This is a genomic window from Leucobacter albus (assembly GCF_039528015.1).
Lineage (GTDB): Bacteria > Actinomycetota > Actinomycetes > Actinomycetales > Microbacteriaceae > Leucobacter > Leucobacter albus.
In genome coordinates this window covers 665,028-691,123 of record NZ_BAAAKZ010000003.1, presented here as the reverse complement: position 1 = coordinate 691,123, position 26,096 = coordinate 665,028, and the positions used below count along the sequence as shown (strand labels likewise).

Sequence of the window (26,096 nt, the reverse complement as noted above, 5' to 3'; positions counted from 1 at the left end):
GCTTGGGTGACGCAGTGTTACCGGGCGTGCTCGGGAAATTCGACCGGGTCGGGGCCGCCGAGTCCCGACGCAAACCTCGCGAGAAAGCTGTGAATGAGCGCGAGATCGGCCTGCGAGAGCCCGTCGCTCGCGGCGCTGACAAGATCGAGCCCCACCCCGACGAGCGTGACGTAGGCCGCCCTGCCAGCTTCGGTGAGCGACACGTACACGGAGCGCCTGTCTTCTACCGAGACCGCGCTCTCGATGAGGTTGGCTGCGCGCAACCGGGAGAGCGACTTCGAGAGGGCAGGCCGCGTGACGCCGAGTTGGGCTGCGACGTCTGCCGGGCTCAGCTGCGTTGTGCGAGCGCCGAGCACGTAGATGAGGCGAATCTCGCTGTCTTCGATCGCGAGGCCGGCGCTCTCGGCGATTCGCCCGGCGAGCGGAGTCGCACCCCACTGGCGGGCGACCGTGGCGAATGCCCCAAGCATTCCCAGTTCGATCTGCCGCGCGCCGGTGCCCATGCGGCCAGTATATATAGGTTGCGCACAATACATCTACGTTCTTTTCGGTGGATGCCGGTAGACTTTTGCGAAACACCTTCAGGCACCAGAGCCGATCTCCGATCGACTCGCTTACGCGGTGCCGTCCACATCGAACCCGACCTGCACGCCGTAATGCGCGCGAGCGTCGAGAAAACGGAGCCCACGCTATGAGCGCCATCCCCGACAAGCCGGCACTAGAGGGACTCGAGTCGAAGTGGGGGGCGGTCTGGGAAGAGACGGGCACCTACGCGTTTGACCGCAAGGGCGCCACCCGCGACGACGTGTACAGCATTGACACTCCCCCGCCGACGGCTTCGGGGTCGCTCCACGTCGGCCACGTGTTTTCGTACACGCACACCGACACCGTCGCCCGCTACAAGCGCATGAACGGCAAGCGCGTGTTCTATCCGATGGGGTGGGACGACAACGGCCTGCCAACCGAGCGCCGCGTGCAGAACTACTACGGCGTGCGCTGCGACCCGTCGCTGCCGTTCGACCCCGACTTCGTGCCACCGCACGACGGCACGAGCGGCAAGACAATTAAGCCCGGCGACCAGGTCGCGATTTCGCGCCGCAACTTCATCGACCTGTGCGAAGAACTCACTGTCGAAGACGAGAAGCAGTTCGAGGCACTCTGGCGCACGCTCGGCCTCTCGGTCGACTGGAAGCAGAGCTACCGCACGATCGGCAGGGAGTCGCTGCGCGCATCGCAGCTCGCGTTCCTGCGCAACATCGAGCGGGGCGAGGCCTACCAGGCCCAGGCGCCGACGCTCTGGGACGTCACGTTCCGCACAGCGGTCGCGCAGGCCGAGCTCGAGGATCGCGAGCAGCCGAGCGCCTACCACACGCTCTCATTCCACCGCACCGACGGCGGCGACGACATCCTCATCGACACGACGCGACCCGAGCTGCTCGCGGCCTGCGTCGCGCTGGTCGCACACCCCGACGACGAGCGATTCAAGCCGCTGTTTGGCTCCACTGTCACCACTCCGATCTTCGGCGTCGAGGTGCCCGTGCTCGCACACCACCTCGCGCAGCAAGACAAGGGCACCGGCATCGCGATGATCTGCACCTTCGGCGACGTCACCGACGTCGTGTGGTGGCGCGAGCTCGACCTGCCCAACCGGGCGATTCTCGGCTTCGACGGTCGCATCATCTCCGAGGCACCAGCTGCGATCACGAGCGAGGCCGGGCTTGCCGCCTTTGCGCAGATCGCCGGCAAGACCGTGTTCAGCGCGAAGCAGACCATGGTCGAGCTGCTGCAGGCCTCGGGTGAGCTCACCGGCGAAATTCGCAAGATCAACCACGCCGTGAAGTTCTTCGAGAAGGGCGACAAGCCGCTCGAAATCGTGTCGACCCGCCAGTGGTACATCAAGAACGGCGCGCGCGACGAGGGGCTGCGCGAGCGCCTGCTCGCGCACGGCAAGGAGCTCGAGTGGCACCCCGACTTCATGCGCGTGCGCTACGAGAACTGGGTTGAGGGCCTGTCGGGCGACTGGCTGATCTCGCGCCAGCGCTTCTTCGGTGTGCCGATTCCCGTCTGGTACCCGCTCGACGCAGACGGCAACCCCGTCTTCGACGAGCCCATCGTGCCGAGCGCTGATCAGCTCCCAGTTGACCCGTCGAGCGACGTGCCGGCCGGCTACACCGCCGAGCAGCGCGGCGTTGCCGGCGGCTTCCAGGGCGAGGTCGACGTGATGGACACGTGGGCGACCTCCTCGCTCACCCCGCAGCTCGCGGGCGGCTGGGAGCGCGACGAGGAGCTCTACGGCCTCGTTTACCCCTTCGACCTGCGCCCGCAGGGGCAAGACATCATTCGCACCTGGCTGTTCTCGACGCTCCTGCGCTCGGAGCTCGAGTCGGGCACGCTGCCGTGGCGCCACGCCGGCATTTCCGGGTGGATCCTCGACCCCGATCGCAAGAAGATGTCGAAGTCGAAGGGCAACGTCGTCACACCAGCGGGCATGCTCGAGCAGCACGGCTCAGACGCCGTGCGCTACTGGGCGGCATCGGCAAAGCTCGGCACCGACGCGTCGTTCGACCCGCAGAACCCGACGCAGATCAAGATTGGCCGAAGGCTCGCCATCAAGCTTCTGAACGCGGCAAAGTTCACGCTGTCGTTCGACGCGAGCGCCGCAGGCACAGTGTCAGAGCCGCTCGACCGCTCGATGCTCGCCGGGCTCGCCGACGTGATCGCCGACGCGACGCGCGCCTTCGAGGCCTACGACCACGCGCGAGCACTCGAGATCACCGAGTCGTCGTTCTGGACGTTCTGCGACGACTACCTCGAGCTCGTCAAGGAGCGCGCGCACGGCGGCACCGGGCAGGCGCAGGCCTCTGCTGTCACGACGCTGCGCGCCGCACTCTCCGTCTACGTGCGCCTGCTGGCGCCGTTCCTGCCATACGCGACCGAGGAGGTCTGGTCGTGGTTCGGCGAGGGCTCCGTGCACACGGCGGCATGGCCCGCGACTGCTGAGCTCGATGAGTTCGTTGGCGCGGAGGCAGACGCCGGGCTGCTCGCGCTCGTGGGCAGTGCGCTCATCGGCGTACGCGGGGCCAAGACCGATGCGAAGGTGTCGCAGCGCACGGCGGTCACCCTCGCGGTGGTGCAGGCCCCCGAGGCCGATGCCGACCGCCTGCGGCTCGCCGCGAGCGACCTCGCAGATGTCGGCCGCATCGCCGAGTTGCGCATCGAGGCCGCCGATACCGCCGAGGTGCGGGTCGCCGAGATCACTGTCGAAAGCGCGGAATAGGCGGCCTGCGCTGCCGCTGAGGCGCCGGGCACTCCCCCGGCGCCTCACCTCGTCGCTCGCGGACTCTTCGTTTTGGTCACGCGCAGCACAAACAAAGGAATTCAACATGCAGCTCGGATCTCGTTGGCAGACCTCGCAGCCCCCGCACCCCGCGGTGCCCGAGGCGCTGCACGGCGCTATCGCGGCGGCCGAGCGCGAGGCGTTCGAGGGCAACGCGGGTAGTGGTGCCGCCGCGGGCGGCGCTGCCGCGGGCGGGGCCGGGTCGTGGACGCTGACCTGGCTCGAGGGGCGGCCGAGGGTCGAGCTCATCGGCGCCGCCGGCGACGTGCTCGCCGATCTGCGGCTCTCGGCGAGCGGCGAGGTCGTCGCTCAGCCGATTCCGGGCGCGCGCGACACACACGATTCGTCTGGCACCGGCAGCGGGAGAGACGGTAGCGTGGCCGTAGCGGGCATCGGAACCGATGCCGCCGACGAAGACGACGATTGGCTGAGCTAGCATGACCCCGAACTTTCGCACTACCGGCGCATTGCTCGCGCTCGGGCTGCTCATTGCACCACTCGCCGCGTGCGCCCCTGAGCCGGGAACCGTGCGGCCAGACGGCACCGATCTCACCGAGAAGGTCGAGCCAGAGGGCGGGAGCTGGCCAGAGGAAAACCCAGACGAGGCCTACGCCAAGTCGCAGGCACTGCCCGACGATTTCCCCGACGCCTTCGCCGTGCCCGAGCAGGCCATTGTTGACGACGCCGGCAGCCGGGGAGCCGGCACCTGGTTCGTCGTGTTAAGGGCAGCCGACGCCGCGGCCGCGACCGCGCTGTGGGACGAGATCGTCGCAGGTGGCGGGTTCACCGTCAGCGACGAGATTGAAACCGGCGACGGCGGTCGGGCGGCCACGCTCACCTCCCCGACCCTGAGCGTCAGTGCTGTCACCCTCCCGGGCACCGACGGCGAGATGCTGCTGAGCTACGATCTCACCTCGGTGGTCGGCTAGGAGCCCCGCACCCCACCGCGCCGGGCTGCGTTCCACCGGGCTGCGTTCCAGCGGGCTGCGTTCCAGCGGGTAGCGTTCCACCGGGCCTGGCTCCGCCGCGCCGGTCTGCAGAACTCGAGCAGATCTACCGTAGATCGCCCAGATTCGGCTCGCTCCTGCCTTGGGAGCGCCGATTGCCCCGAATTCTGCTGAACCCGTTGGCGCGCAGCCGGCAGCCTACCGGCCCTGGGCGCCCTCGACACCCAGGCGGCGCAGCATTCAGGCGGGCCCGGAATAGCCGCGCGAGCTAGGCGCTTTCGCGGCCGCTCTGGGCAGAGAGCATGAGGGGCTGCTCGAGCTCGAGCACGGCCTCGCGGGTCACCACGACGCGCGAGATCTCCTCGTTCGATGGCACCTCGAACATCGCGGGCCCGAGCACGGTCTCGAGAATCGAGCGCAGGCCGCGCGCGCCTGTCTTTCGTGCGACCGCGAGGTTTGCGATCTCTTGCAGCGCGGCATCCTCGAACTCGAGCTCGACGTCGTCGAGCTCGAACATGCGCTGGAACTGTTTCACGAGCGCGTTCTTCGGCTCGGTGAGAATGCGCTTGAGCGCCTCGGTGTCGAGCGGGTCGACGGTGGCGACCACGGGTAGACGCCCGATGAACTCCGGGATCAGGCCGAAGCGGTGCAGGTCTTCGGGCTGCACATCGGCGAACAGCTGCGAGTCGTCGCGCTTTGCGCCCATGGGGCTGCCAAAGCCAATGCCGCCCTTGCCCTGACGCTGCGCGATGATCTCTTCGAGCCCGGCGAACGCCCCGGCGACGATGAACAGCACGTTCGTCGTGTCGAGCTGTATAAACTCCTGGTTCGGGTGCTTCCTGCCACCCTGCGGCGGAATAGACGCAACGGTGCCCTCGAGAATCTTCAACAGGGCCTGCTGCACACCCTCCCCCGACACGTCGCGGGTTATCGAGGGGTTCTCGGCCTTGCGGGTGATCTTGTCGATCTCATCGATGTAAATGATGCCCATCTCGGCGCGCTGCACATCAAAGTCAGCGGCCTGCAACAGCTTGAGCAGAATGTTCTCGACATCTTCGCCGACGTAGCCGGCCTCGGTGAGTGCCGTGGCGTCGGCGACGGCGAACGGCACCCCGAGCTGGCGGGCGAGCGACTGCGCGAGGTAGGTCTTGCCGCAGCCGGTCGGCCCGATCATCATGATGTTCGACTTCGCGATCTCGACCTGCTCGGTCGCGAACTCGGCACTCGTGATGGCGCTTGCGGCGCGCACCCGCTTGTAGTGGTTGTAGACGGCGACCGCGAGTGATTGCTTCGCGCGGTCTTGGCCGATCACGTACTGGTCAAGGAACCCGGCAATCTCGCGGGGCTTATGCAGCGTGAAGTCGCTCGGCTCGGCTGGCTGGTGCTCAGAGAGCCGCTCTTCAATGATCTCGTTGCAGAGCGCAACGCACTCGTCACAGATGTAAATCTGCGGCCCCGCAATGAGCTGAGCCACCTGCTTCTGCGACTTCCCGCAGAAGGAGCACTTCAGCACCTCGCTGCTTTCGCCAATACGCGCCATTCCGAAACCTCCTCGCGGCTACGCTTCGAGCCTAGTGGGCACCACCGACAAAGACTGACGGCGCGCCGCCCATCAGGGCCGCGCGCCGTCAGCTTGTGATCACACCGTTATCGTCAACCGACTACTGGCTGATGACGGGCTGCGGGTTCTTGCGGCTCGTCAGCACCTGATCGACGAGGCCGTACTCGAAGGCCTCCTGTGCGCTCAAGATCTTGTCGCGGTCGATGTCTTTGTGAATCTCCTCGACCGAGCGCTTCGAGTGCTTCGAGAGCGTCTCTTCGAGCCACTCGCGCATGCGCTGAATCTCGCGCGCCTGGATCTCGATGTCAGACGCCTGGCCGTGCCCGCCCTGGCCGCTCGACGGCTGGTGAATCAGCACGCGGGCGTTCGGCAGCGCGAGGCGCTTGCCTGGCGTACCGCCGGCGAGCAACACGGCTGCTGCCGAGGCCGCCTGCCCAAGGCAGACCGTCTGAATGTGGGGCCGCACGTACTGCATCGTGTCGTAGATAGCGGTCATCGCGGTGAACGATCCGCCAGGCGAGTTGATGTACATCGTGATGTCGCGCTCCGGGTCCTGGCTTTCGAGCACGAGGAGCTGGGCCATCACGTCATCGGCAGACGCGTCATCGACCTGCACACCGAGGAAGATGATGCGATCTTCGAAGAGCTTCGCGTATGGATCCTGCCGCTTGAAGCCGTACGCGGTGCGCTCCTCGAAGGTGGGCAGCACGTAGCGGGACTCTGGCATCTGGAGGTTGGTCATTTCGTCTCTTCCTATCGACTACTTGCTCGTGCCGCCGCCGCCGACGACCTCGGACGCACTGTCTCGAATGAAGTCGACGAAGCCGTATTCGAGGGCCTCTTCGGCGGTGAACCAGCGGTCGCGGTCGCCGTCTTCGTTGATCTGCTCGACGGTCTTACCGGTCTGCTTCGCCGTGATCTCGGCGAGGCGGTTCTTCATCGAGACGATGAGCTGCGCCTGCGTCTGGATGTCGCTCGCGGTGCCGCCGAAGCCGCCGTGGGGCTGGTGCAGCAGCACGCGCGCGTTCGGGGTGATGTAGCGCTTGCCCTTGGTGCCTGCTGTGAGCAAGAACTGCCCCATCGATGCCGCCATGCCGATGCCGACGGTGACGATGTCGTTGGGAACGAAGCTCATCGTGTCGTAGATTGCCATACCCGCGGTGATCGACCCGCCTGGCGAGTTGATGTACAGGTAAATATCCGCTTCCGGATCCTCTGCCGCGAGGAGCAAGATCTTCGCGCAGATCTCATTTGCGTTGTCGTCGCGCACCTCAGACCCGAGCCAGATGATTCGGTCTTTCAGCAGGCGGTCGAACACGCTGTTCACGGGCGACTGTTCAGCCATTCGGCGCTCCATTCGTAAGTTGCTTGATTCGAGAGTATCGACTGAGAATCGCCTCCGCAGGCGTGTTCGCCGTGGGCGTTGTTTCCGCCCCGAAATGTTCGCTGGAGACGAAGAATCCCCGGCCACAGGGGCCGGGGATTCCTCGAATGCGTCAGACGAGACTACTTCTCTTCTGCTGCGGCCTTCTTGGCTGCGCGGGTTGCGGCGGCCTTCTTGGCTGCTGCCGAACGAGCGGCCTTCTTCGCCTCTTCGTCAGCGTCGCCCTCTTCAGCGTCGGCCTTCGCCGCTGCCTTCTTGGCTGGAGCCTTCTTTGCGGCGGGCTTCTCAGCCTCGTCGGCCTTTGCCGCAGTCTTCTTCGCGGGGGCCTTCTTCGGCGCCTCGGTGGCGGCCTCGTCGGCGCCCTCAGCTGCGTCGTCACCCTCGTCGTCGGTGTCGACGGCTACGAACGCGCCGAGATCGACGGCGTTGCCGGCCTTGTCGACAACCTTGGCCTTGCCGAGTGCCACGGCGAGCGCCTTGTTGCGAGTGACCTCGCCGAGAATGACCTGCAGCTGGTTGCCCTGGCTGATCGCCTGGAGGAACTGGGTCGGCTCCATGCCGTACTGCTGCGCCGACTGGTAGATGTAGTCGGAGAGCTCGGCCTGGGTCGGGGTGACGTTCTCGCGCTCGGCGATTGCGTCGAGCAGCAGCTCCATCTGAATCTGCTTCTCGCTCGCAACGCGAACCTCTGCGCGGTGCTCGTCGTCTTCGAGGCGGCCTTCGCCCTCGAGGTGACGGTGCACCTCTTCCTCGACAAGCTCCTCGGAGATCGGAATCTCGGCCTGCTCGATGAGGGTCTCGGTGAACAGGTCGCGTGCCTGGCGGCCCTGCGCGAAGACCGAAGCCTGCGAGACCTGCTCCTTTAGGCTCTCGCGCAGCTCGGCGATGGTGTCGAACTCGCTTGCGAGCTGAGCGAACTCGTCGTCGGCCTCGGGGAGCTCGCGCTCCTTCACGGCGGTGAGCGTAAGCTCCACCTCTGCGTCCTGGCCCTCGTACTCGCCGCCGAGCAGCTGCGAGGTGAAGTTGGTGGTCTCACCGGCGGTGAGGGTCTCGACGGCCTCGTCGGTGCCGGCGAGCAGGTTGCCCGCGCCGACCTCGTATGAGACGCCGCTCGCCTGGTCAACTTCCTTGCCGTCAACCTTCGCGGTGAGGTCGAGCTCGACAAAGTCGCCGGTCTTCGCGGGGCGGTCAACAGTCACGAGGGTGCCGAAGCGCTCGCGCAGGCTGGTGAGCTCTGCCTCGACAGCCGCCTCGTCAATCTCAGCCTCGTCAACGGTGAGCTCGAGACCGGCGTAGTCGGGCAGGGTGAACTCGGGGCGCACCTCGACCTCGAAGAGCAGCACGAGCTCGCTCTTCGCGTCGGCAGCCTCTGGCATCTTCTCGATGTCGGCCGAGGGGCGACCCATCGGGCGAACGCCAGCTTCTGCGACCGCGCCCTGGTAGAAGTCGTCGAGCGAGGCGTTCACGGCCTCGGAGATCACGGCGTCGCGACCGAAGCGCTGGTCGATGATCTGCGCGGGGGCCTTACCCTTACGGAAGCCGGGAATCGACACCTGCTCGGCAATCGACTTGTACGCGGTCTTCAGGTACGGTGCGAGCTCATCCTGCGTGACGGTAACGGTCAGCTTTGAGCGGGTCGGTGTGAGCTTCTCAGCTTTCGTCTTCGGCAATTTGGCCTCTCATCGTCGGATCATGCTGCTATCAGCCTGTGTCGGGCCAAACGACCCTTGTCGGGGCGACAGGATTCGAACCTGCGACCTCCCGCTCCCAAAGCGGGCGCTCTAGCCAAGCTGAGCTACGCCCCGAGACTCTCGTCTCGCGGTTGCGCCGCGAGTGCGCAACCTGACCAATCCTAGTCCAATCAGCGGCCATTCAGCACACTGAGCGGAAAACGCGGGCGTTTATCGGCGTTTTCGCGCGGAATTCCGGGGGGAAAATCACGCCGCCAGGTGTGTCGCGCCGTGGTCTCGCTAGATTCCGCCGGGCTCGTCGGCGCCGCCCCGGCTGGCTGCAGTCGATAGCGGATCCACGGCGAATCTGCCAGAAACTGCTCACTACTACCTATTGACGGCTGATCGCCGATCTAGCGCCGGTCGCGCAGGGGGGGGGGGGGGGGCACGGAACCACACCGTGGCAACGAGACCGGCCACCGGAGGTCAGCGCGGCAGGGATTCTGCGCGGCGGAAACCTGCGTGGCAGGAATCACCGGGTGGAACTCCCCGGCGACGAATCTCCAAGCCCCGAACGGGCGAACGCAATATTTGGAGGGGATGACGGGAATCGAACCCGCGTAATCAGTTTGGAAGACTGAGGCTCTACCATTGAGCTACATCCCCAGACCACCCAAGCGGTCTGCAGCGCTGTGCGCCTCAATGAGCATACTGCATGAGGAGCGCGGCGTGCGAACGCAGTGCTGCGCGGGCGCGTCAGATTCGCCACGGTGGCTCCGCCCACAGCATCTGGCCGATCCACCGCGTGGGCAGCGGGCGGCGCTACCCCGCCGACTTTACGGTCAGGCCGCCGTCGACGACGAGATCCGTGCCCGTGATGAACTTCGCGCGGTCGCTCGCGAGAAACACCGCTGCCTCGGCCACATCCCACGGCTCGCCCATGTGGCCGAGTGGCACCTGGCGGTCGCGCTCCTCCCACATTTGCGCAACGTCGGCGGCGCCATACGTCGCGCTGAGTCCCGCAATACTCGCGACCATCGGGGTCTTGATATACCCGGGCGAGATCGCATTCACCCGAACGCCCGCGCGCGCGAACTCGATCGCGGTCGTGCGGCTGAGGTGCGTAAGCGCCGCCTTGGTCGCGTAATACGAGGCGTAGGCAGCGCCGCCCCACCTGAGCCCGGCGACAGACGAAATGTTCACGATCGCTCCCCCGCCCGCGGCGACCATGTGCGGGATAACGTGCTTCATTGCGTTGATCGCGGTCTTGAGATTCACCGCGATCACACGGTTCCACTCCTCGTCGGCGAGCTCGGTGACGCCGCCGAGTTTGCCGATGCCCACGTTGTTGTCGAGCACGTCGATGCGGCCGTAGCGTTGCACGACGTCTGCGACGAGCGCGGCAACCGCCGCTTCATCGGTCGCGTCGGCGCCGAGGCCCTCGGCCGTGCCGCCCTCGGCGACGATCATTTCGGCAGTGCGGCGCGCCGAGTCAGCATCCCGGTCGACGCACACCACGGTCGCGCCGTGCCTGGCCATGAGCAGCGCTGTCGCGCGCCCGTTGCCAATCTCGTCGCCGGCGGTGCCGGCGCCGACGACCATCGCGATCTTTCCCTCGAGATCATTCATCGTAACTCCTTTGTGTTGGTGTGGTCATGCGGCGGGCGCGGCGGGTCCGGGCACGGGCGCGCGAGCGGCCTCAGCGGCGGCTCCGCCCGCCGCGTCTGCGAGCCAAACCCCGGCGTCGCGAAGATCCTTCTTCAAAACCTTGCCGTTTGCGCTCCGGGGAAGCTTTGCGAAATAGAGGCGCTTCGGCGTGCGCACCGCGCCCAGCAGATCGCGACAGAACCCTCGGAGCTCTTCCTCAGTGGCATCGTGGCCAGCGTTCAGCTCGACGATCGCGGTCACCTGCTCGCCCCAGTCTGGGTGCGGCACGCCGATGACGGCGCAGTCCATGACCGCCGGGTGGCTCCAGATGGCCTGCTCGACCTCGCCGGGGTAGACGTTGAAGCCGCCGGAGATGATGAGATCCTTCGATCGATCGGTGATGAACAGGTACCCCTCGTCGTCGAGGTGCCCGAGGTCGCCGGTGCGCAGCCACCCGTCGACGATCGTCTCGGCTGTCTTTTCGGGATTCTTGTAGTACCCCCGCATGACAATGTCGCCGCGAACGCAGATCTCGCCGCTCTCGTTTGCTGGGAGCGCCTCGAACGTCTCTGGGTTGCGGGCGGTGACCTCGATGAGCGGGCCAGGGCGGCCGCACGAGGCGAGGCGCGCTGAGCTCGTGACGCTGCCATCGGGATCGAGATGCTCGGCCGGCGTCTTGAAGCTCACCCCGGCGATGGCCTCGGTCTGACCGTAGACCTCGAGGAAGATGGGCCCGAGCTGATCGATGCCCTGCTTGAGCTTCTCGGTCGACATCGGCGCTGCGCCGTAGAGCAGGTAGCGCAGCGTCGACAGGTCGCGCGGGGTTGCCTGGAGGTAGTCGAGCAGCCGATACACCACGGTCGGCGGGAGGAACATCTCAGTGACCCCGAAGGCTGCAATCGCGTCGAGAACGGTGTCGACCGTCGCGCGCGGGATAATTACCGTCGTCCCACCACGCGCGGTCGCCTGCAGCGAGAGAAACCCAGCCGAGTGAGTCATCGGTGCTGCCGCAAGATTCACCTGTCGATCGTGCGGGCCGTAGCCGAGCGCGAGCATTTGGTGGGCGACCATCACGCTCACGCTGCGGTGAGCGATCATGACGCCCTTCGGCAGCCCCGTCGTGCCGCCAGTCGGGGCGATCACCGCGAGATCCTCCGCCGAGACGGCCACTCCGGGATCGAGCTCCGAGAACTCCTGCACCCAGGAACGCAGATTCGTATCGCCCGCTGACGCTCCGAGCGCGACGATCGTGGCGGGCGCTCCCGGTAGCGTGCGCAGCTGATCGACGAGGGCGCGCAAGCTGGGGTGGTACACGAGCACGTCGACATCGAAGCGGTCGAGCAGCCCCGCCGTTTCGTCGACCGGATGATCCGGGTTCAGCGGTACCCAGATGCCGCCAGCGCGCCAGGTCGCTAAGACGCACAGCCACGCGAGCGGATCGTTGGGCGACAAGACCCCGACCTTCACATCCCGTCCGACACCGAGTGAGATCAGGCTGTGTGCAAGACGGTTCGTCATGCGCCCCGCCTCGTCGAAAGTCCATGATTCGTCGGCTGTGGCGTACGCGACGCCGTGCGGGTTGAGCTTCCAGCCGCGGTCAAAAAAGGATACTGCGGTGACCATGGCTACTGTGCTCCTAGCAGAATGACTGATGCGACGGCCTCTTCGCCGCGATGGAAGCCGCCCCCGTTTTCGGCGAGCGCGATCCGCGCACCCTCGACCTGCCGGCTCCCAGCAGTGCCGCGGAGCTGCTCCGTGAGCTCGAACACCTGGCCGAGGCCCGACGCCCCGATCGGGTGCCCCTTCGACTCGAGCCCGCCCGAGGGGTTCACCGGAAGCCTGCCCCCGATGGTGGTCTCGCCGCGCAGCGCTGCGGCGCCGGCCTCGCCTGGGGCGAACAACCCGAGCACCTCAAGCTGCAGCAGCTCGCCGAACGCGGTTGCGTCGTGCACCTCAGCGACGTCGACTGCCTCCGGGCCGAGCCCCGCCTGCTCGTAGGCGCGCTTGGCGGCGATTTCGCTCACGTGCCCGGCGAACGTACGGTAGTCGCGGTCGGTGCCGGTGGCGAGCGAGGTGGCAAGCACCCGAACGGCCCGGTCTGCGAGGAGCCGGGCGAGGCCGCGGTCGGAGCACACGATCGTCGCGGCCGAACCGTCGGTGATCGGGGCGCACATCGGAACAGTGAGCGGGAAAGCGAGCGCGCGAGCGCCGAGGATCTCTTCGATGCTCATGGGGGTCCGGTAGTGCGCCCGTGGATTGTCAGCCGAATGGCTGTGGTTTTTCGACGCGATGGCGGCGAGTTGCTCCTGGGTCGTGCCGTACTGACTCATATGGTTTCGAGCCATGGCCGCGTAGATGTCCATGAAGACGGAACGGTGTCCCTCGGGCTCCTCCACGTCACCGCCAAGGGTGCGCAGCACCGCCTCGAGCTCTTCGGGGGAGCTGACATCGTAGGCGCCGTCGAACACCGACATTGTCAGGCGGCGGTCGCCGACGTGCATTTTCTCGGTGCCGACCGCGAGGACCACGTCGGCGGCGCCCGATCGAACGTAGGTCACGGCGAGGTGGAAGGCAGATGCGCCGCTTGCGCACGCGTTCTCAACATTCACGACCGGGATCCCCTGAATCCCCATGTCGCGAAGCGCGATCTGGCCGCCGACGGTGAACTGCCCCTCGAGTGCAGACTGCGTGCTGTTGGCGAAGAAGGCCGCCTCGATATCTGTGAGTTCGGCCCCGGCATCGGCGAGCGCCTCGTTCACCGCGCTCGCGGTGAGCTGCTTCACTGAGGCCTGTTCGTGGATGCCGAATGGGGTCATGCCGACACCCGCAACCCATGCGTTGGTGGTCATTGTTAGTCGAGCTCCTTCTTGAAGGTTTCGGGGAGGAAGAACACGATGATGAGCGAGACGAGGCTGAGCGCCGCGATGTACCAGGGGAAGGCGGTGATGTTGCCCTGGGAGGCCATCGCCGTGGCGACGTAGGGCGCGGTGCCACCGAAGAGCGCAACCGAGGCCGCATAGGGCAGGCCGATGCCGGAGGAACGCATCTTTCGGGGGAAGAGCTCGCAGAACACGGCCTGCACGATCGAGGTCGCCGCGGCGACGAACGTGAGGCCAACGAGCTGCACGATCAGGAAGCTCGCGAACGAATTGTCGAGCGCGCCCATGAGGGGCACCGTGCCAAAGGTGAAGAACAGGCCGAACGCGATGAGCAGCGGCTTGCGGCCGATCTTGTCGGAGAGCAGACCCATGACCGGCTGCAGCAGCAGGAACCAGGAGAGCGAGATGAGGCTCGCGGTGAGGCCCTGCTTGATGTCGAAACCGACAGTGATGTTCGCGTAGGTCGGGAGGAAGCCCGTCCAGATGTAGAACACGAGCGCCGACGACGCCGTCATGCCAAAGACCATGAACACACTCTTCGGGTGCTGCTTAAAGAACGTGAACATGCGCACCTTCTCGGCGGGCTGCGACGGGGCGACCCCCGCCGGCTCCTGATGGAGCGTCTCCACGGAGAACGAGCGCACCCAGAATGCGACGAGCGCGGCGATACCGCCAACGGCAAATGGAATGCGCCAGCCCCAGGTGCTCATCGCCTCTGTCGAGAGCGTGAGGCTCAGGATCGTGGCGATACCGATCGCTGCGAGGTTCGCTGCGGTCGCGCTGACGTAGAGAAAGCTCGAGTACAGCCCGCGCCGGTTGTTCGGCGCAGACTCGATCATAAAGGCGGAGCCCGCGGCGTACTCGCCGCCAGCCGAGAGCCCCTGGAGGAGCCGGGCGGCCACGAGAATGATCGGGGCCACCACACCAGCCTGATCGTAGGTCGGAGAGCACGCGATCATGAGCGAGCCTGCTCCCATGCCGAGGACCGTGAGCACGAGTGTGAACTTGCGGCCGCGCCGATCGGCGAGACCACCGATGAGGAGGCCGCCGAGGGGGCGCGCGAAGAACCCGACGGCGAACACCGCCATGGAACCGAGGAGCGGCACCAGACTTCCCTCGGCGTCGCTCGGGAAGAACTGCGCCGAGAAGTAGATCGCCAGAATCGAATAGATGTACCAGTCGAACCACTCGACCGCGTGGCCGATCGAAGCCGCGACGAGCTGCCGCGGGCCGTTAATCTTCGCGGGCTTCGCCGCGCCGGGGATCTCCTGATCCACTTCACCAACACCTAGCGTCAACGCTCAACCTCCTTGTTGTGGCGCGAGGGTGGCTCGATGCGCTCGTGTCGCACCGTCGACGTCCCTGCGTTTCGTATGACTCGAGTCGAGTTTGCCGTTGTTCTAGATTCCAATCAACGGCTAGAATTCCAACAGATTTACCAGTCCGTTATGAAAAATTACAACGGCGATCGCCCGCGGAGGAGCAACCCGATGAACGCAAACGGCAGCGCGACAGACGGTCAGGTCGCCCCCGGCCCCGCGAGCGCCAGCCATGCGCTCGACGAGCGCCTCGGCAGCATCCTCGAAGAGCTCGCGAGCGACGGCACCGTCGCCGCAGACACGCTCGCGCGCGGCAGAGAACGCTTTCCGAGCTACGCCCGCGTGCCGGCGAATGTGATCGCAGCCTCAGTCGAACGCAGCAAAGCCGTCGCGATCCACACCCTGCGCACTGGCGTCGTGCCGCAACCCGAAGAGGTGTGGGCGATCGAAGAGGCGCTACACGAGCGACTCGCACTCGGCCTCACCGTCACCGAGGTGCTCGGCGGGTTTCGCGAGGCGCTCAAGGTGATTCAGAGCCGGGTACTCGCGGGCGCAGCAACCCACGGACTGCCCGCGGAGCACGCGCTGCGAGCCTCCACGCTGCTGTGGGATCTCGGCGACGTATTCACGCTCAGGCTCTCGAACGCCTTTCGCGAGCTCGAAGTGCAGCGCGAGGTCGCACTGCAGCAGGAGCGAGAGCAAGCGCTGCGTCGTCTGCTCGAGGGCGAGCTCACCCTCGGCGAGAGCCGCTTGGCAGAAGCTCACCTCGCACAGACCGGCCCCATTGTCGCGGTCGTCACAGCACCGCTTGCGACGCCGTCGCAGTTCGCACTCCCGGCGACATTGCTGCGCGAGCACGGGCGCGCTATTGGCTACCTCCCGGCGGGCGAGGAGCTCCCAGCGCGAATAGACTACTCGGTCGGCCCAGCGGTGCACTGGCGGCAACTGCCCGATTCGTTGGCGGCGGCCCACCAGGTACGGGCCGCCGCGGAGCTCGTCGATCTCGCCGGGCGCAGCGACGTCGCGAGAGCGAGTTGGCGCATCGGAATCCCAGCAGCCCCTGCCCTCGCCTCCCACTTGCACGAGAAGTACATCGCCCCGGTTCGGGAGCACGGCGAGTTCGGGGAGCTCGTGCTGCACACCATCGCCGTGTACCTCGAGCACGACATGCGCGTCAACGACGCGGCGCGACAGATTCCGGTGCACCCAAACACGCTCCGCTACCGCCTGCAGAAGTTCGAGGAGATAGCCGGCGCCTCGCTCGGCAGCTTCACGACGCTCGTCGAGGTGGGGTGGGCGCTCGCCGCAGCTGGCGTGCGCGCCTAGCTCGCGCACACCCGCCGCGGGCCCGACGTTGAGGCCGAGGGGCTACCTGGCGGTCGCGGCGCGGTGGTTGTCGGTGTACCCGAGATACGCCTCAGAGTTGACCCGCACCGCCTCGCGATCTTCCTCGCGCAGTTCACGCACGACCCGTGCCGGCACGCCAGCCACGAGCGAGTGCGGCGGAATCACCATGTCCTGCGGCACAACGGCCCCCGCGGCGACGAGCGACCCCTCGCCCACGACCGCGCGGTTGAGCACGGTTGCACTCATGCCGATGAGGCAGCCGTCTTCGACGGTCGCGCCGTGCACCACAGCGTTGTGGCCCATTGACACGTCGTTGCCGATGACCGTCGGCTGGCCGCGGAAGGTGTGAATCACGACGCCGTCTTGCGCGTTCGTTCGCTCGCCGATGCGCACCGCTTCGGAGTCACCGCGCACGACCGCGTTGTACCAAATGCTCGAGTCGCGCCCGATAGTGACGTTGCCGACGACGATAGCGCCAGGGGCGAGCCAGACACTCTCGTGTAGCTCGGGCGCCCCGTACGGGGCAACCGCAATAACCTGGCCGTGGTGATTCGTCATGACACACTCCTTCGGGTTCACGGGCACACAGAAGAAAAGGCCCTTACTCAAGAGTAAGGGCCTTTGCTGCTCCCCCGGTTGGGCTCGAACCAACGACATCCTGATTAACAGTCAAGCGCTCTGCCAACTGAGCTACAGGGGAATATTGCCGCAGCAACCTGATTAGCGTACCAAGCCTCCCACCGGCGGTGCAAATTGCGGCACGCCGGGCGCGTCTACTCTTCCGCGATCTCGTCGTAGGCGGTCGAGCGCAGTGCCTCTGCGAGCCGCTTCACGTAGTCGTGCTCGGTGCGGCGGAAGATCGTGTTGATCTCGCCGCGCCCGACGATGCGCCCCTGCTGCAGCACGACGACGTCTTCCGCGAGCGCCTCGAGCATGCCGATGTCGTGGCTCACAAGCACCATCGACGCCCCGGTGCGAGCCCGGTACCACTTCAGCAGCTCGACGATCTTGGGGCGGTTGTTGGCGTCAACGCCAAGCGTCGGCTCGTCGACAATCAGCACGCTCGGGTCGAGCATGAGCGAGCGCATCACCGCGACGCGTTGGCGCTGACCCTTGGAGAGCTGAAACGGGTACTCCTGCAGCTTCGCAAGCGGCAGCGCGACGATATCCATCATCTCGGCCACAACCTCGCCGAGCGGCGCCCTGTCGAAGCTTCTCACTCGCTCGGAGATTGGCTCGAACAAGACATCGCCGACGTTAAGCTCGGGCGTCAGCGTCGCCCCGGCGTCTTGCGCGAGGTGCCCGACGTAGGCGGTCAGGCGAGCCCGGCCCCGCCGCGACAGGCGCTCGAGCGAGACGTCGAGGCAGCGCGAGGCGCCTCCGGCAGACTTGATCTTGGCATTCTTGTCGCCCTCGCTTCCCCGCCCCGCGAGGTAGCGGGTGAGGGTCGACTTCCCCGAGCCGCTCTCGCCGAGCACCGCGAGCACTCCCCCGCGGCGCAGCTCTATACTGACGCCCTCTACCGCCTGAAACGCCTTGCCACCGGCGTGCGCGGGGTAGCGAAGGGACAGGTCTGAGGTGAAGAGAACCGGGTCTGCCTCGAGGTTTGGATGTGCCACAAATTCACCTTACTAGTCGGCGCTAGTCGTTGCGCAGGCCACGGCGTGCGAGTTCGAGGGCGGCAAGCTGCTCCTGCACGCGCCGCGAAGCCTCGCTCGTCGGGTCGCCGATGCGCTGCATGCGCGCCAGCAGCTCCTGCTTCAGCGAGATGAGATCGCGGTCGAGCAGCGAGATCACCACCTCGCGCGAGTACTCGGGAAGCAGCGCAGGGTCGCGTTGCGGCATCGAAGCGACGGCGAGCTCGCGCACCAGGCTCTGGTGGGTCTCGGGAGTCGCCGCGAGCACCGCCTCAACCCAGGCGCCGCCCGCAAGCTGCGGCAGAGCCGCCTGCAGTGCGTCGCGTACTACCCGCAGGTGCGGCTCGGTGACCTGTGCGGTCACCGCCTGCGACAGCAGCTCGTCGCCAACGGCGGGCCCCTGTTGTACCATCGCCATGATCGCGTCGCGCTCGAGCCACACTGTCGGGTCTTGCCGCAGCGCGGCGAGCGTGACTCTCGGCCGCTCAGGCTCGCGGTCGTAGTCGGTGCCCGCTGCGACGTAGTCGGGCTCCGGCGGCGCCTGCCTGCCTGCGTTGCGCACCGCGTGCTGCACCTCGCCGAGCTCGACGCCGAGCATGCGCGCGAGCGCGTGCGTGTAGCCGGGGCGCATGCCTGGGTCTTTGATGCCTGCAACGATCGGGGCGGCTTGGCGTAGCGCCGTGACCCTCCCCTCGACCGAATTCAGATCGAAGCGGCTGATCGCCTGTTTGAGCGCGAACTCGAACAGCGGCACCTTCTTGTCGAAGAGCTCGCGCACGGCCTCATCGCCCCTGTGTAGGCGCAGGTCTGCCGGGTCGTAACCCTCGGGCGCGACCGCGGCGTACGTTTGGGCCGTGAAGCGCTGCTCCTCGCCGAACGCGCGCAGCGCGGCCTTCTGGCCAGCCTCGTCGGGGTCGAAGGTGAAGATGACCTCGGCGGCCGCGTCGTCGCCCATGACCCGCCTGAGCATCGAGATGTGATCCTTGCCGAACGCTGTGCCACAGGTTGCGATCGCGTCTTCAACTCCGGCCAGGTGGCAGGCCATGACGTCGGTGTACCCCTCGACAATCACGGCGCGACCGCCGCGCGAGATCGCCTTCTTCGCCAGGTCGAGCCCGTAGAGCACCCGCGACTTGTGGTACACGGGGCTCTCTGGCGTATTGAGGTACTTCGGGCCGTTGTCGTCGTCGTAGAGCTTGCGGGCGCCGAACCCGAGAGTTTGCCCGCTCGTATCGCGGATCGGCCACACCACCCGACCGCGGAAGCGGTCGTAGACGCCACGCTGCCCCTCTGAGACGAGGCCAGCCTGTACGAGCTCTTGCGGCGTGTAACCGAGCTGCCTGAGATGCCCGGTGAGACTGTCCCACCCGCGCGGGGCGTAGCCGACAGCGAACTGCTCCCACGACGCGGCCGCGAAGCCTCGCTGCTCGAGAAAGGCACGCGCGGTCTGGGCCTCCTCGCCCATAAGCTGGCCGCGGTAGTAGTCGCTGGCGGCCTGATTGGCCGCGAGTAGTCGCGCCCGGTTGGGGCCGTCTTCGCGCCGCTCGAAACCCTCCTCGTAGGTGAGCACGTAGTTCGTGCGCGCTGCGAGGCGCTCCACCGACTCGGCGAACGAGAGGTGATCCATTTTCTGCACGAAGCTAATCGCGTCGCCAGATTCGCCGCAGCCGAAGCAGTGGAAGTAGCCGAGGGCCGGGCGCACGTGAAAGCTCGGGCTGCGCTCGTCATGGAACGGGCACAGGCCCTTCATCGAATCGATGCCGGCGTTCTTGAGCGCAACGTAGTCGCCGACGAGATCGGCGATGTTTGTACGCCGCTTCACCTCTTCGACGTCGCTCGCCTTAATCCGCCCTGCCATGAGCATCAGTCTAGTCTTTGGCGGGTGCGCGCATTCGCGGTTTCCCCCGGGGCGAAACAGGTGCCGTCGCGCTGCGCTGCCTCTGCGATCAGCCGCCAATAGGCCCCTGCGCGTGGAAACAGGCAGTGGCTGCGCAGATTACCGTTTGAAGGCTGCCACTCGTGGCAAACGCTGCGCGTTTGCCCCTAAACGAGCTGGCGCAGTGGCGCCAGTGCCACTCGTGGCAAACGCTGCGCGTTTGCCCCTAAACGAGCTGGCGCAGTGGCGCCAGTGCCACTCGTGGCAAACGCTGCGCGTTTGCCCCTAAACGAGTGGCACCTCACACAGCCGGCGGTGCCAGGCTATCGCCGACTGGTCGGTGAGCGACGCGACCTGGTCAACGATCACGCGCCGCGCGGCCGCCTCGTCGACGGCTCCGGCAAAGTCGGCCTGGAATGCCGGTTCGAGCTCGGCTGACTGGGTGGCCCAGAGCGCGTCGAGCAGCTCAGTAAGCAGCTCCCGCTGCCTACGATAGGTCGGCTGCCTGCGCCCGCTGGCCATCACGAAGGCGGCGACGATTCCCTTGAGCACTGCTATCTCGGCGCGCACCTCCTGCGGCACGACGATGCTCGCGCCGTAGCGCACGAGCCGCGCCTGACCGGCTGACTCCCGCGTGGCCGCGATCGCGAGGCGCGCGAATCGCCCAATCATGTCGCTCGTAAAGTTCTTCAGCTGCGCCTGGTGCTGCCGCGTCCCATCCCACCGGGTCAGCCAGGTTGGGGTTGTGGCGATGCGGTCGTAGGCTGCCGATAGCTCGTCTGTGGAGAACGATCCGCCGGCCCAGTCGGCAACATCGGCGATGAGCGAGTCGTGACCAGACCGCGACGTGAGAATGAGCGGGTCGATGTGATCGCTCACTATCGCGTCTTCGAAGTCGTGCACCGAGTAGGCGATGTCGTCAGACAGATCCATCGTCTGCGCCTCTGCGCTCTTCACACGCGCGGGCGCCCCGGCTCGCATCCACTCGAAGACGGGCGCGTCGTCGGCGTAGTAACCAAACTTGCCGCTCCCCGTCGGCGCCTCCTCGAGGCTCCACGGGTACTTGCAGCTCGCATCGAGGGTAGCCCTGGTGAGGTTGAGCCCGGCGCTCTCGCCGCTCTCGGTGAACCGCTTCGCCTCGAGCCGCGTCAGAATTCGCAGCGTCTGCGCGTTGCCCTCGAACCCGCCCGCGTCGCTCGCCCACTCCGAGATAGCGCGCTCGCCGTTGTGGCCAAACGGCGGGTGACCGAGATCGTGTGTGAGGCACGCCGCGTCGACCACGTCGCGATCGAGCCCGAGCGAGGCCGCGAGTTCGCGCCCGATCTGTGCGACCTCGAGCGAGTGCGTGAGCCGGTTTCTCGCGAAGTCAATCCCAGCGGTCGGGCTGAGCACCTGCGTCTTCGCGGCGAGCTTGCGCAGGCCAGATGAGTGGATCACGCGGGCCCGGTCGCGCTCGAAGTCGCTGCGCGCGCCGCTGTGGGTCTCGGGCACGAACCGCTCGAGGTCTGCCTCGGAGTAGGCGCCGGAGGAAGTAGCGGAGGAGGTAGCGGAGTGCCCGCCGGATGCCGGCATCGCGCTAGCCACCGGAATCGTCTCGCTCGGCCTCGGCGAGCTCGGCGAAGTCGATGTGGGCGCTGTCGCGCGAGTCGAGCCAACCGTCTGGCAGCTTCGGTTGCTTCGGGCTGCCTGCCCGGCCGCGCTGCCCCTCGGCGCCGACGCCGGGGTACGGCAGCGAGCGATCCATCGTCTCGTAGATCTCGTCGAGGTGCTCGAGCGACTCGACCATCGCGAGCGAGCGGCGCGTGTCTCCGCCGACACCGTAGCCCTTGAAGTACCAGGCGACGTGCTTGCGAATGTCGCGGCACGCGCGCGCTTCTTCGCCGTCGAAGAACTCGATGAGCAGCTCGGTGTGGCGGCGCATCGCGTCCATCACGAACCCGAGCCCGGGCTTCGCGATCGCCGCGTTCGCCTCGTCCCAGCTGAGTTCGCCCTGCTCGGCCTTGAACGCCGCGGCGAGGTCGCCGAACAGCCACGGGCGGCCGAGGCAGCCGCGGCCGACTACAACGCCGTCGCAGCCCGTCTCGCGCACCATGCGTATCGCGTCGTCTGCCGCCCAGATGTCGCCGTTGCCGAGAATCGGCACACTGGTAATGGTCTGCTTGAGCTCGGCGATAGCACCCCAATCAGCGGTGCCCGAGTAGAACTCGTTCGCGGTGCGGCCGTGCAGCGCGATCGCGGCGACGCCCGCCGCCTCGGCTGAGCGCGCGGCATCGAGGAACGTCAGGTGATCCGCATCGATGCCCTTGCGCATCTTCACGGTGAGCGGAATATCGCCGGCGGCCTTCACGGCCCCGTCGACGATCGCGCTGAACAGGTCGGCTTTCCACGGCAGTGCCGCGCCGCCGCCCTTGCGGGTGACCTTCGGCACGGGGCAGCCGAAGTTGAGGTCAATGTGGTCGGCGAGGTCTTGATCGACGAGAAAGCGCACGGCCTCTGCGACGGTCTTCGGATCCACCCCGTAGAGCTGGATCGAGCGCGGCGTCTCGCTCTCGTGGTGCTTGATCAGCCTGAGCGAGCCCGGCGTGCGCTCGACGAGCGCGCGGCTCGTGATCATCTCGCTGACGTAGAGGCCGGCGCCGTACTCGCGGCAGAGCCTACGAAACGCGGTGTTCGTGATGCCGGCCATCGGCGCGAGAATGACGGGAACGTCGAGCTCGAGCGGGCCGATTTTCAGGCGCGAGCCTGGAAGCGTTGAGGTAGTCATGACCGCTCTATTCTCGCAGATCGCGCGCGGCCCGGCGGCTACCTGCCCTTCGGCTTGTCGACCGCGCCGCCGAAGCGCCTATCACGGTCGTGGAAGATCTCGATCGCCTCCCACAGGTCGCGCCGCGAGAAGTCGGGCCACAGCTGGTCGAGGAAGACCATCTCGGCGTAGGCAGACTGCCACAGCATGAAGTTGCTCGTGCGCTGCTCCCCCGAGCTGCGCACGAACAGGTCGACCTGGGGCAGCTCTGGCACGTACAGGTGCTTTTCGATGACGCGCTCCGAGATGCCGTTGGGCGACAGCCTGCCGTCCGCGACTTCCTGCGCGATGCGCTTCACCGCGTCGGTGATCTCGTTGCGGCCGCCGTAGTTCACGCACATCGTGAGGGTCAGGCCGGTGTTGTTCGCGGTATACGCCTCGGCGAGCTTCAGCTCCTTGATGACCGAGCCCCAGAGCCGCGGCCTGCGCCCCGCCCACCGCATGCGCACGTTCCAGGCGCTGAGCTGCTCGCGCCGCCGCCGCAGCACGTCGCGGTTAAAGCCCATGAGAAAGCGCACCTCGTCGGGCGAGCGCCGCCAGTTTTCTGTGGAGAACGCGTACACGCTCAGGTGCGTCACCCCGGCCTGAATCGCCCCGGCGACGACGTCGAGCAGCACCTGCTCGCCCATGCGATGCCCTTCAACCCGCGGCAGACCGCGCTGGTTCGCCCACCGGCCGTTGCCATCCATCACGATGGCGACGTGCTTCGGGGCAGGGCCGCGAAACCTCGGCGGCTGCTCCCCAGTCCAGTCGACGGGCACGAGCGTATCGGGGGCAATATCCATGGGTTTGATTCTATGGCTGCCGGGTTAGGCCCGTGGTACTGAGAACGAACGCAAGCCGCGCTCCAGGTGCCACTGCGTGTACGCCGCCGCGATGCCGGCCGCCTGGCCACGCTCGCGCTCGCCGCTTTCGAGCGCCTGGGTCCAATCGCCGGCGAGCAGGGCCCGCAGCAGGTCGACGCTCGCGGGGTCGAGCCTGGGTGAGCCGGCCGGCCTGCACTGCTCGCAGACCACGCCGCCGAGCTGCACCGCGACCGCTGTGTGGGGCCCGGGCGCGCCACATCGCACGCAGTCGTCAAAACCGGGCGTCCAGCCCGCCGCCGCCATCGCCCGCAGCAGGTAGCCGTCGCGCACAAGCTCGGCGGGAATCTTGCCACCGGCGAGGGTGCGCAGCGCGCCGACGAGCAGCGTGAAGAGTTCTGGCGACGGGCCGCCCTCGGCGAGCCGCTCTGCGGTTTCGACCATCACGCTGCCCGCGCGATAGCTGTCGTAATCTGCGGTGATCGCTGGCCCGTAGGAGCCGAGCGTCACCGCCTGCGTGATGGTGTCGAGGGTGCGCCCCTCGTAGCACTGAATGTCGGCGACCATGAACGGCTCGAGCCTGGCGCCGAACTTCGAGGAGGTGCGCCTCACGCCCTTGGCGACGGCCCGGAGCACGCCGCGCTTACTCGTGAGGAGGGTGACGATGCGGTCAGCCTCCCCGAGCTTCTGGGTGCGCAGCACGACACCCTGTTCACGATAGAGCGGCACCCCACCATTATGGCGGGTTGGGGCGATGGGCGCGGGGTTGAGCGCAGAGTGGATCGCGGCCCCGGATTAGGCCCGAGGCCCGCTCCGGCGGCGGCCGCCCTTCGACTCGGCCTCCCGCCAGGCGCGCTGGGCGGGCGTCTCCCCCGCACCACGCACCGCTGCGGCGCGCTGCCGGTCGGGGGCGCCGCCACGACCCAGGTGCCACGCGTGCACGATCGCGAGCGCCAACGCGTCTGCGGCGTCAGCCGGTTTCGGCGGCGCGGCGAGCCCGAGCAGCCGGGTCACCATGTTCGTCACCTGAGCTTTGTCGGCTGCACCGTAGCCGGTCACCGAGGCCTTCACCTCGTTCGGCGTGTACATGGCGACAGGAATGCCTCGCGCCTGGGCGAGAAACATCACGATGCCGCTAATCTGGGCGACGCCCATCACGCTCGGCAGGTTCTGCTGTGCGAAGACGCGCTCGATCGCGATCGCGTCGGGCTTTTCCCCGTCGAACAATCGCTCGAGGGAGCTGCCGAGCTGGTGCAGCCGCGCGGGTAACTCGGCCCCGGCCGGGCTCGTCAGCACCTCGACGTGCTCGAACGTGAGCTTTCGGGAGCCCTCGGAGCTCACGATGCCAACACCCAGCCTCGTGAGCCCCGGGTCGATCCCGATGACGCGCATGCCTACTCGTCGTTTGCGAGTTCTGCCTGGACCTCGTCGGTCAGGTCGAAGTTTGCGTAGACGTTCTGCACGTCGTCGCTGTCTTCGAGCGCGTCGATGATGCGGAACACCTTGCGGGCGGTGTCGGCGTCGATCTCGACCTTGAGGTTCGGCACGAACTCTGCCTCGGCGGAGTCGTAGTCGATGCCGGCGTCGACGAGCGCGCCGCGCGCGGCAGCGAGCTCGGACGCGTCGGTGATGACCTCGAAGGCCTCACCGTTCGGGGTCGGGTTGACCTCTTCAGCGCCGGCCTCGAGCACCGCCATGAGCACATCGTCTTCAGTGGTGCCCTCTGCTGGCACGGTGATGACGCCCTTGCGCTCGAAGTTGTAGGCGACCGATCCGGGGTCTGCAAGCGTCGCGCCGTTGCGGCTGAGGGCTGTGCGCACCTCTGCTGCCGCGCGGTTCTTGTTGTCGGTGAGGCACTCGACCATCAGGGCGACGCCGTTCGGGCCGTACGCCTCGTACATCGTGGTGAAGTACTCGATCGACTCGCCTGTGAGGCCGGCGCCGCGCTTGATGGCGCGATCGATGTTGTCGCCGGGAACCGAGTTCTTCTTCGCCTTGTGCACGGCCTCTGCGAGGGCGGGGTTGCCCGCGAAATCGGCGCCACCGATGCGGGCGGCGACCTCGATCACCTTGATGTACTTCGCGAACGCCTTCGCGCGACGCGAGTCGAGAATTGCCTTCTTGTGCTTAGTGGTTGCCCACTTGGAGTGTCCGGCCACGGGTGCTCCTACTTTCCTACGAGTGTGTCTGCTGTGATCCTACGCTGCGCGCCCGACACGGGGCATTCCCGTGCGGGCGAAACTGCTGTTCACGCGATCTGGCGCGCAGCTGCGTGTGTGCGGGGCGCGAAAGCGCACCACCCTAGGCGTCAGGTGGGTCCGCCCACGCCGCCGCGATGAGGTCTCGCACCTCGCCGAGCAGCTGCGGCATCGCCTTCGTCTGCCCGATAATCGGGAAGAAATTCGAGTCTGACGCCCAGCGAGGCACGATGTGCTGGTGGAGGTGGGCGGCGACGCCGGCCCCGGCGATCTCACCCTGGTTCATTCCCAGGTTGAACCCGGCGCAGTTGAGCGCTTCGCGCGCAGCCCGCATCCCGGCCTGAGTGAGCGCAGCAATCTCGGCTACCTCTTCAGTTGTCGCCTCGTCGTAGCCCGCGACGTGCCGGTACGGGCACACGAGCATGTGCCCGCTGTTGTACGGGAACAGGTTCAGCAGCACGTAGGCGGTCTTGCCGCGGTGCACGATCAGCGACGACGCATCGTCGTGCCTGGGCGCCTCACAGAACGGGCAGTCGGTGTGGTCGGCCTGGTGATGGTCGGCCACGTACGACATACGGTGAGGCACCCAGAGCCGCTGCAGCGGGTTGGGCGTGCCAACCGTTCCGCGCTCGCCGGGCGCCTCTGCCTGCGCCTCGTCTGCTCCGAACACTTCCGTCACTCTCTCGAA

Annotated in this window: 23 protein-coding genes and 3 tRNA genes; 4 read left to right on the top strand and 22 right to left on the bottom strand. The window is 66.9% G+C overall.

Translation table 11 applies throughout. The annotated features are described in order from the left end of the window. Positions 1-17: 17 nt before the first annotated feature. On the bottom strand, positions 18-503 hold the full coding sequence (locus tag ABD115_RS06815; protein WP_343959511.1) for a MarR family winged helix-turn-helix transcriptional regulator: 486 nt from the start codon (positions 501-503) through the stop codon (positions 18-20). A gap of 188 nt (positions 504-691) precedes the next feature. On the opposite strand from ABD115_RS06815, the gene valS reads away from it, so the two are divergent. The 3 genes from valS (at position 692) to ABD115_RS06800 (ending at position 4,266) form a co-directional block, all read left to right on the top strand. After that, positions 692-3,277, top strand: coding sequence for a valine--tRNA ligase (gene valS, locus ABD115_RS06810; protein ID WP_343959509.1), 2,586 nt, complete (start codon positions 692-694; stop codon positions 3,275-3,277). Between the two features lie 106 nt (positions 3,278-3,383). Beyond that, entirely contained in the window at positions 3,384-3,773 is a 390-nt protein-coding gene (locus ABD115_RS06805) for a Fe-S oxidoreductase (protein ID WP_343959507.1), read from the top strand. 1 nt (position 3,774) lies between these two features. Then, the gene (locus ABD115_RS06800; protein WP_343959505.1) at positions 3,775-4,266 is read left to right on the top strand and encodes a hypothetical protein; all 492 of its coding nucleotides are present in this window, start codon (positions 3,775-3,777) and stop codon (positions 4,264-4,266) included. Positions 4,267-4,552: 286 nt separating this feature from the next. Here the strand turns inward: ABD115_RS06800 and clpX are convergent, their stop codons facing one another. From clpX to ABD115_RS06750, 10 genes are all read right to left on the bottom strand, one after another. After that, positions 4,553-5,824, bottom strand: a complete 1,272-nt coding sequence (gene clpX, locus ABD115_RS06795; RefSeq protein ID WP_343959503.1) for an ATP-dependent Clp protease ATP-binding subunit ClpX — start codon at positions 5,822-5,824, stop codon at positions 4,553-4,555. A 121-nt stretch (positions 5,825-5,945) separates the two neighbouring features. After that, complete coding sequence (locus ABD115_RS06790; RefSeq protein ID WP_343959501.1) at positions 5,946-6,587, bottom strand: ATP-dependent Clp protease proteolytic subunit; 642 nt, start codon at positions 6,585-6,587, stop codon at positions 5,946-5,948. An 18-nt stretch (positions 6,588-6,605) separates the two neighbouring features. After that, the gene (locus ABD115_RS06785; RefSeq protein ID WP_343959499.1) at positions 6,606-7,190 is read right to left on the bottom strand and encodes an ATP-dependent Clp protease proteolytic subunit; all 585 of its coding nucleotides are present in this window, start codon (positions 7,188-7,190) and stop codon (positions 6,606-6,608) included. A gap of 161 nt (positions 7,191-7,351) precedes the next feature. Continuing rightward, complete coding sequence (gene tig, locus ABD115_RS06780) at positions 7,352-8,899, bottom strand: trigger factor (protein WP_343959497.1); 1,548 nt, start codon at positions 8,897-8,899, stop codon at positions 7,352-7,354. Between the two features lie 60 nt (positions 8,900-8,959). Then, positions 8,960-9,034: transfer RNA gene (locus tag ABD115_RS06775), tRNA-Pro, on the bottom strand. Positions 9,035-9,491: 457 nt separating this feature from the next. Further along, positions 9,492-9,565: transfer RNA gene (locus ABD115_RS06770), tRNA-Gly, on the bottom strand. Positions 9,566-9,721: 156 nt separating this feature from the next. Beyond that, positions 9,722-10,528, bottom strand: a complete 807-nt coding sequence (locus ABD115_RS06765; protein ID WP_343959495.1) for an SDR family NAD(P)-dependent oxidoreductase — start codon at positions 10,526-10,528, stop codon at positions 9,722-9,724. A gap of 24 nt (positions 10,529-10,552) precedes the next feature. Beyond that, positions 10,553-12,169: a class I adenylate-forming enzyme family protein gene (locus ABD115_RS06760; RefSeq protein ID WP_343959494.1), complete on the bottom strand. Its 1,617-nt coding sequence runs from the start codon at positions 12,167-12,169 to the stop codon at positions 10,553-10,555. 2 nt (positions 12,170-12,171) lie between these two features. Next, positions 12,172-13,395: a thiolase family protein gene (locus tag ABD115_RS06755; RefSeq protein ID WP_343959492.1), complete on the bottom strand. Its 1,224-nt coding sequence runs from the start codon at positions 13,393-13,395 to the stop codon at positions 12,172-12,174. Positions 13,396-13,397: 2 nt separating this feature from the next. Further along, a complete protein-coding gene (locus ABD115_RS06750; RefSeq protein WP_343959490.1) occupies positions 13,398-14,702 on the bottom strand; it encodes an MFS transporter in 1,305 nt (434 codons plus the stop codon). Positions 14,703-14,915: 213 nt separating this feature from the next. Here ABD115_RS06750 and ABD115_RS06745 point away from each other — a divergent pair, with 213 nt between their 5' ends. Next, positions 14,916-16,070, top strand: coding sequence for a helix-turn-helix domain-containing protein (locus ABD115_RS06745; protein ID WP_343959488.1), 1,155 nt, complete (start codon positions 14,916-14,918; stop codon positions 16,068-16,070). Positions 16,071-16,112: 42 nt separating this feature from the next. Here ABD115_RS06745 and ABD115_RS06740 read toward each other — a convergent pair whose 3' ends face one another. From ABD115_RS06740 to ABD115_RS06690, 11 genes are all read right to left on the bottom strand, one after another. Continuing rightward, complete coding sequence (locus ABD115_RS06740) at positions 16,113-16,649, bottom strand: gamma carbonic anhydrase family protein (RefSeq protein WP_343959486.1); 537 nt, start codon at positions 16,647-16,649, stop codon at positions 16,113-16,115. 69 nt (positions 16,650-16,718) lie between these two features. Beyond that, positions 16,719-16,791 (bottom strand) — tRNA-Asn (locus tag ABD115_RS06735). Between the two features lie 73 nt (positions 16,792-16,864). After that, positions 16,865-17,710 (bottom strand): ATP-binding cassette domain-containing protein, encoded by an 846-nt coding sequence (locus ABD115_RS06730; protein ID WP_343959484.1) that lies wholly within the window; start codon positions 17,708-17,710, stop codon positions 16,865-16,867. 22 nt (positions 17,711-17,732) lie between these two features. Next, entirely contained in the window at positions 17,733-19,586 is a 1,854-nt protein-coding gene (dnaG, locus tag ABD115_RS06725) for a DNA primase (RefSeq protein WP_343959482.1), read from the bottom strand. Between the two features lie 303 nt (positions 19,587-19,889). Then, positions 19,890-21,176 carry a deoxyguanosinetriphosphate triphosphohydrolase gene (locus tag ABD115_RS06720; protein WP_343959880.1) on the bottom strand — a complete coding sequence of 429 codons (1,287 nt, stop codon included), beginning with the start codon at positions 21,174-21,176 and terminating at the stop codon, positions 19,890-19,892. Between the two features lie 4 nt (positions 21,177-21,180). After that, entirely contained in the window at positions 21,181-22,368 is a 1,188-nt protein-coding gene (gene dusB, locus ABD115_RS06715) for a tRNA dihydrouridine synthase DusB (RefSeq protein ID WP_343959479.1), read from the bottom strand. A 38-nt stretch (positions 22,369-22,406) separates the two neighbouring features. Beyond that, complete coding sequence (locus ABD115_RS06710) at positions 22,407-23,192, bottom strand: isoprenyl transferase (protein ID WP_343959476.1); 786 nt, start codon at positions 23,190-23,192, stop codon at positions 22,407-22,409. A gap of 24 nt (positions 23,193-23,216) precedes the next feature. After that, positions 23,217-23,939, bottom strand: coding sequence for a DNA repair protein RecO (gene recO / locus ABD115_RS06705; protein WP_343959473.1), 723 nt, complete (start codon positions 23,937-23,939; stop codon positions 23,217-23,219). Between the two features lie 66 nt (positions 23,940-24,005). Next, a complete protein-coding gene (gene ruvC, locus ABD115_RS06700; RefSeq protein WP_343959470.1) occupies positions 24,006-24,602 on the bottom strand; it encodes a crossover junction endodeoxyribonuclease RuvC in 597 nt (198 codons plus the stop codon). A 2-nt stretch (positions 24,603-24,604) separates the two neighbouring features. After that, on the bottom strand, positions 24,605-25,369 hold the full coding sequence (locus ABD115_RS06695; RefSeq protein WP_343959468.1) for a YebC/PmpR family DNA-binding transcriptional regulator: 765 nt from the start codon (positions 25,367-25,369) through the stop codon (positions 24,605-24,607). A gap of 142 nt (positions 25,370-25,511) precedes the next feature. Continuing rightward, positions 25,512-26,078, bottom strand: coding sequence for an HIT family protein (locus tag ABD115_RS06690; protein WP_343959878.1), 567 nt, complete (start codon positions 26,076-26,078; stop codon positions 25,512-25,514). Positions 26,079-26,096: the final 18 nt, after the last annotated feature.

Coding starts and splice junctions, on each gene's coding strand:
- ABD115_RS06800 (WP_343959505.1), top strand. CDS start 3,775: ATGACCCCGAACTTTCGCACTACCGGCGCATTGCTCGCGCTCGGGCTG.
- ABD115_RS06805 (WP_343959507.1), top strand. CDS start 3,384: ATGCAGCTCGGATCTCGTTGGCAGACCTCGCAGCCCCCGCACCCCGCG.
- ABD115_RS06785 (WP_343959499.1), bottom strand. CDS start 7,190: ATGGCTGAACAGTCGCCCGTGAACAGCGTGTTCGACCGCCTGCTGAAA.
- ABD115_RS06745 (WP_343959488.1), top strand. CDS start 14,916: ATGAACGCAAACGGCAGCGCGACAGACGGTCAGGTCGCCCCCGGCCCC.
- ABD115_RS06710 (WP_343959476.1), bottom strand. CDS start 23,192: ATGGATATTGCCCCCGATACGCTCGTGCCCGTCGACTGGACTGGGGAG.
- ABD115_RS06760 (WP_343959494.1), bottom strand. CDS start 12,169: ATGGTCACCGCAGTATCCTTTTTTGACCGCGGCTGGAAGCTCAACCCG.
- ruvC (WP_343959470.1), bottom strand. CDS start 24,602: ATGCGCGTCATCGGGATCGACCCGGGGCTCACGAGGCTGGGTGTTGGC.
- dusB (WP_343959479.1), bottom strand. CDS start 22,368: ATGACTACCTCAACGCTTCCAGGCTCGCGCCTGAAAATCGGCCCGCTC.
- ABD115_RS06790 (WP_343959501.1), bottom strand. CDS start 6,587: ATGACCAACCTCCAGATGCCAGAGTCCCGCTACGTGCTGCCCACCTTC.
- ABD115_RS06740 (WP_343959486.1), bottom strand. CDS start 16,649: ATGACGAATCACCACGGCCAGGTTATTGCGGTTGCCCCGTACGGGGCG.
- ABD115_RS06765 (WP_343959495.1), bottom strand. CDS start 10,528: ATGAATGATCTCGAGGGAAAGATCGCGATGGTCGTCGGCGCCGGCACC.
- ABD115_RS06755 (WP_343959492.1), bottom strand. CDS start 13,395: ATGACCACCAACGCATGGGTTGCGGGTGTCGGCATGACCCCATTCGGC.
- ABD115_RS06720 (WP_343959880.1), bottom strand. CDS start 21,176: ATGCCGGCATCCGGCGGGCACTCCGCTACCTCCTCCGCTACTTCCTCC.
- valS (WP_343959509.1), top strand. CDS start 692: ATGAGCGCCATCCCCGACAAGCCGGCACTAGAGGGACTCGAGTCGAAG.
- clpX (WP_343959503.1), bottom strand. CDS start 5,824: ATGGCGCGTATTGGCGAAAGCAGCGAGGTGCTGAAGTGCTCCTTCTGC.
- dnaG (WP_343959482.1), bottom strand. CDS start 19,586: ATGGCAGGGCGGATTAAGGCGAGCGACGTCGAAGAGGTGAAGCGGCGT.
- ABD115_RS06815 (WP_343959511.1), bottom strand. CDS start 503: ATGGGCACCGGCGCGCGGCAGATCGAACTGGGAATGCTTGGGGCATTC.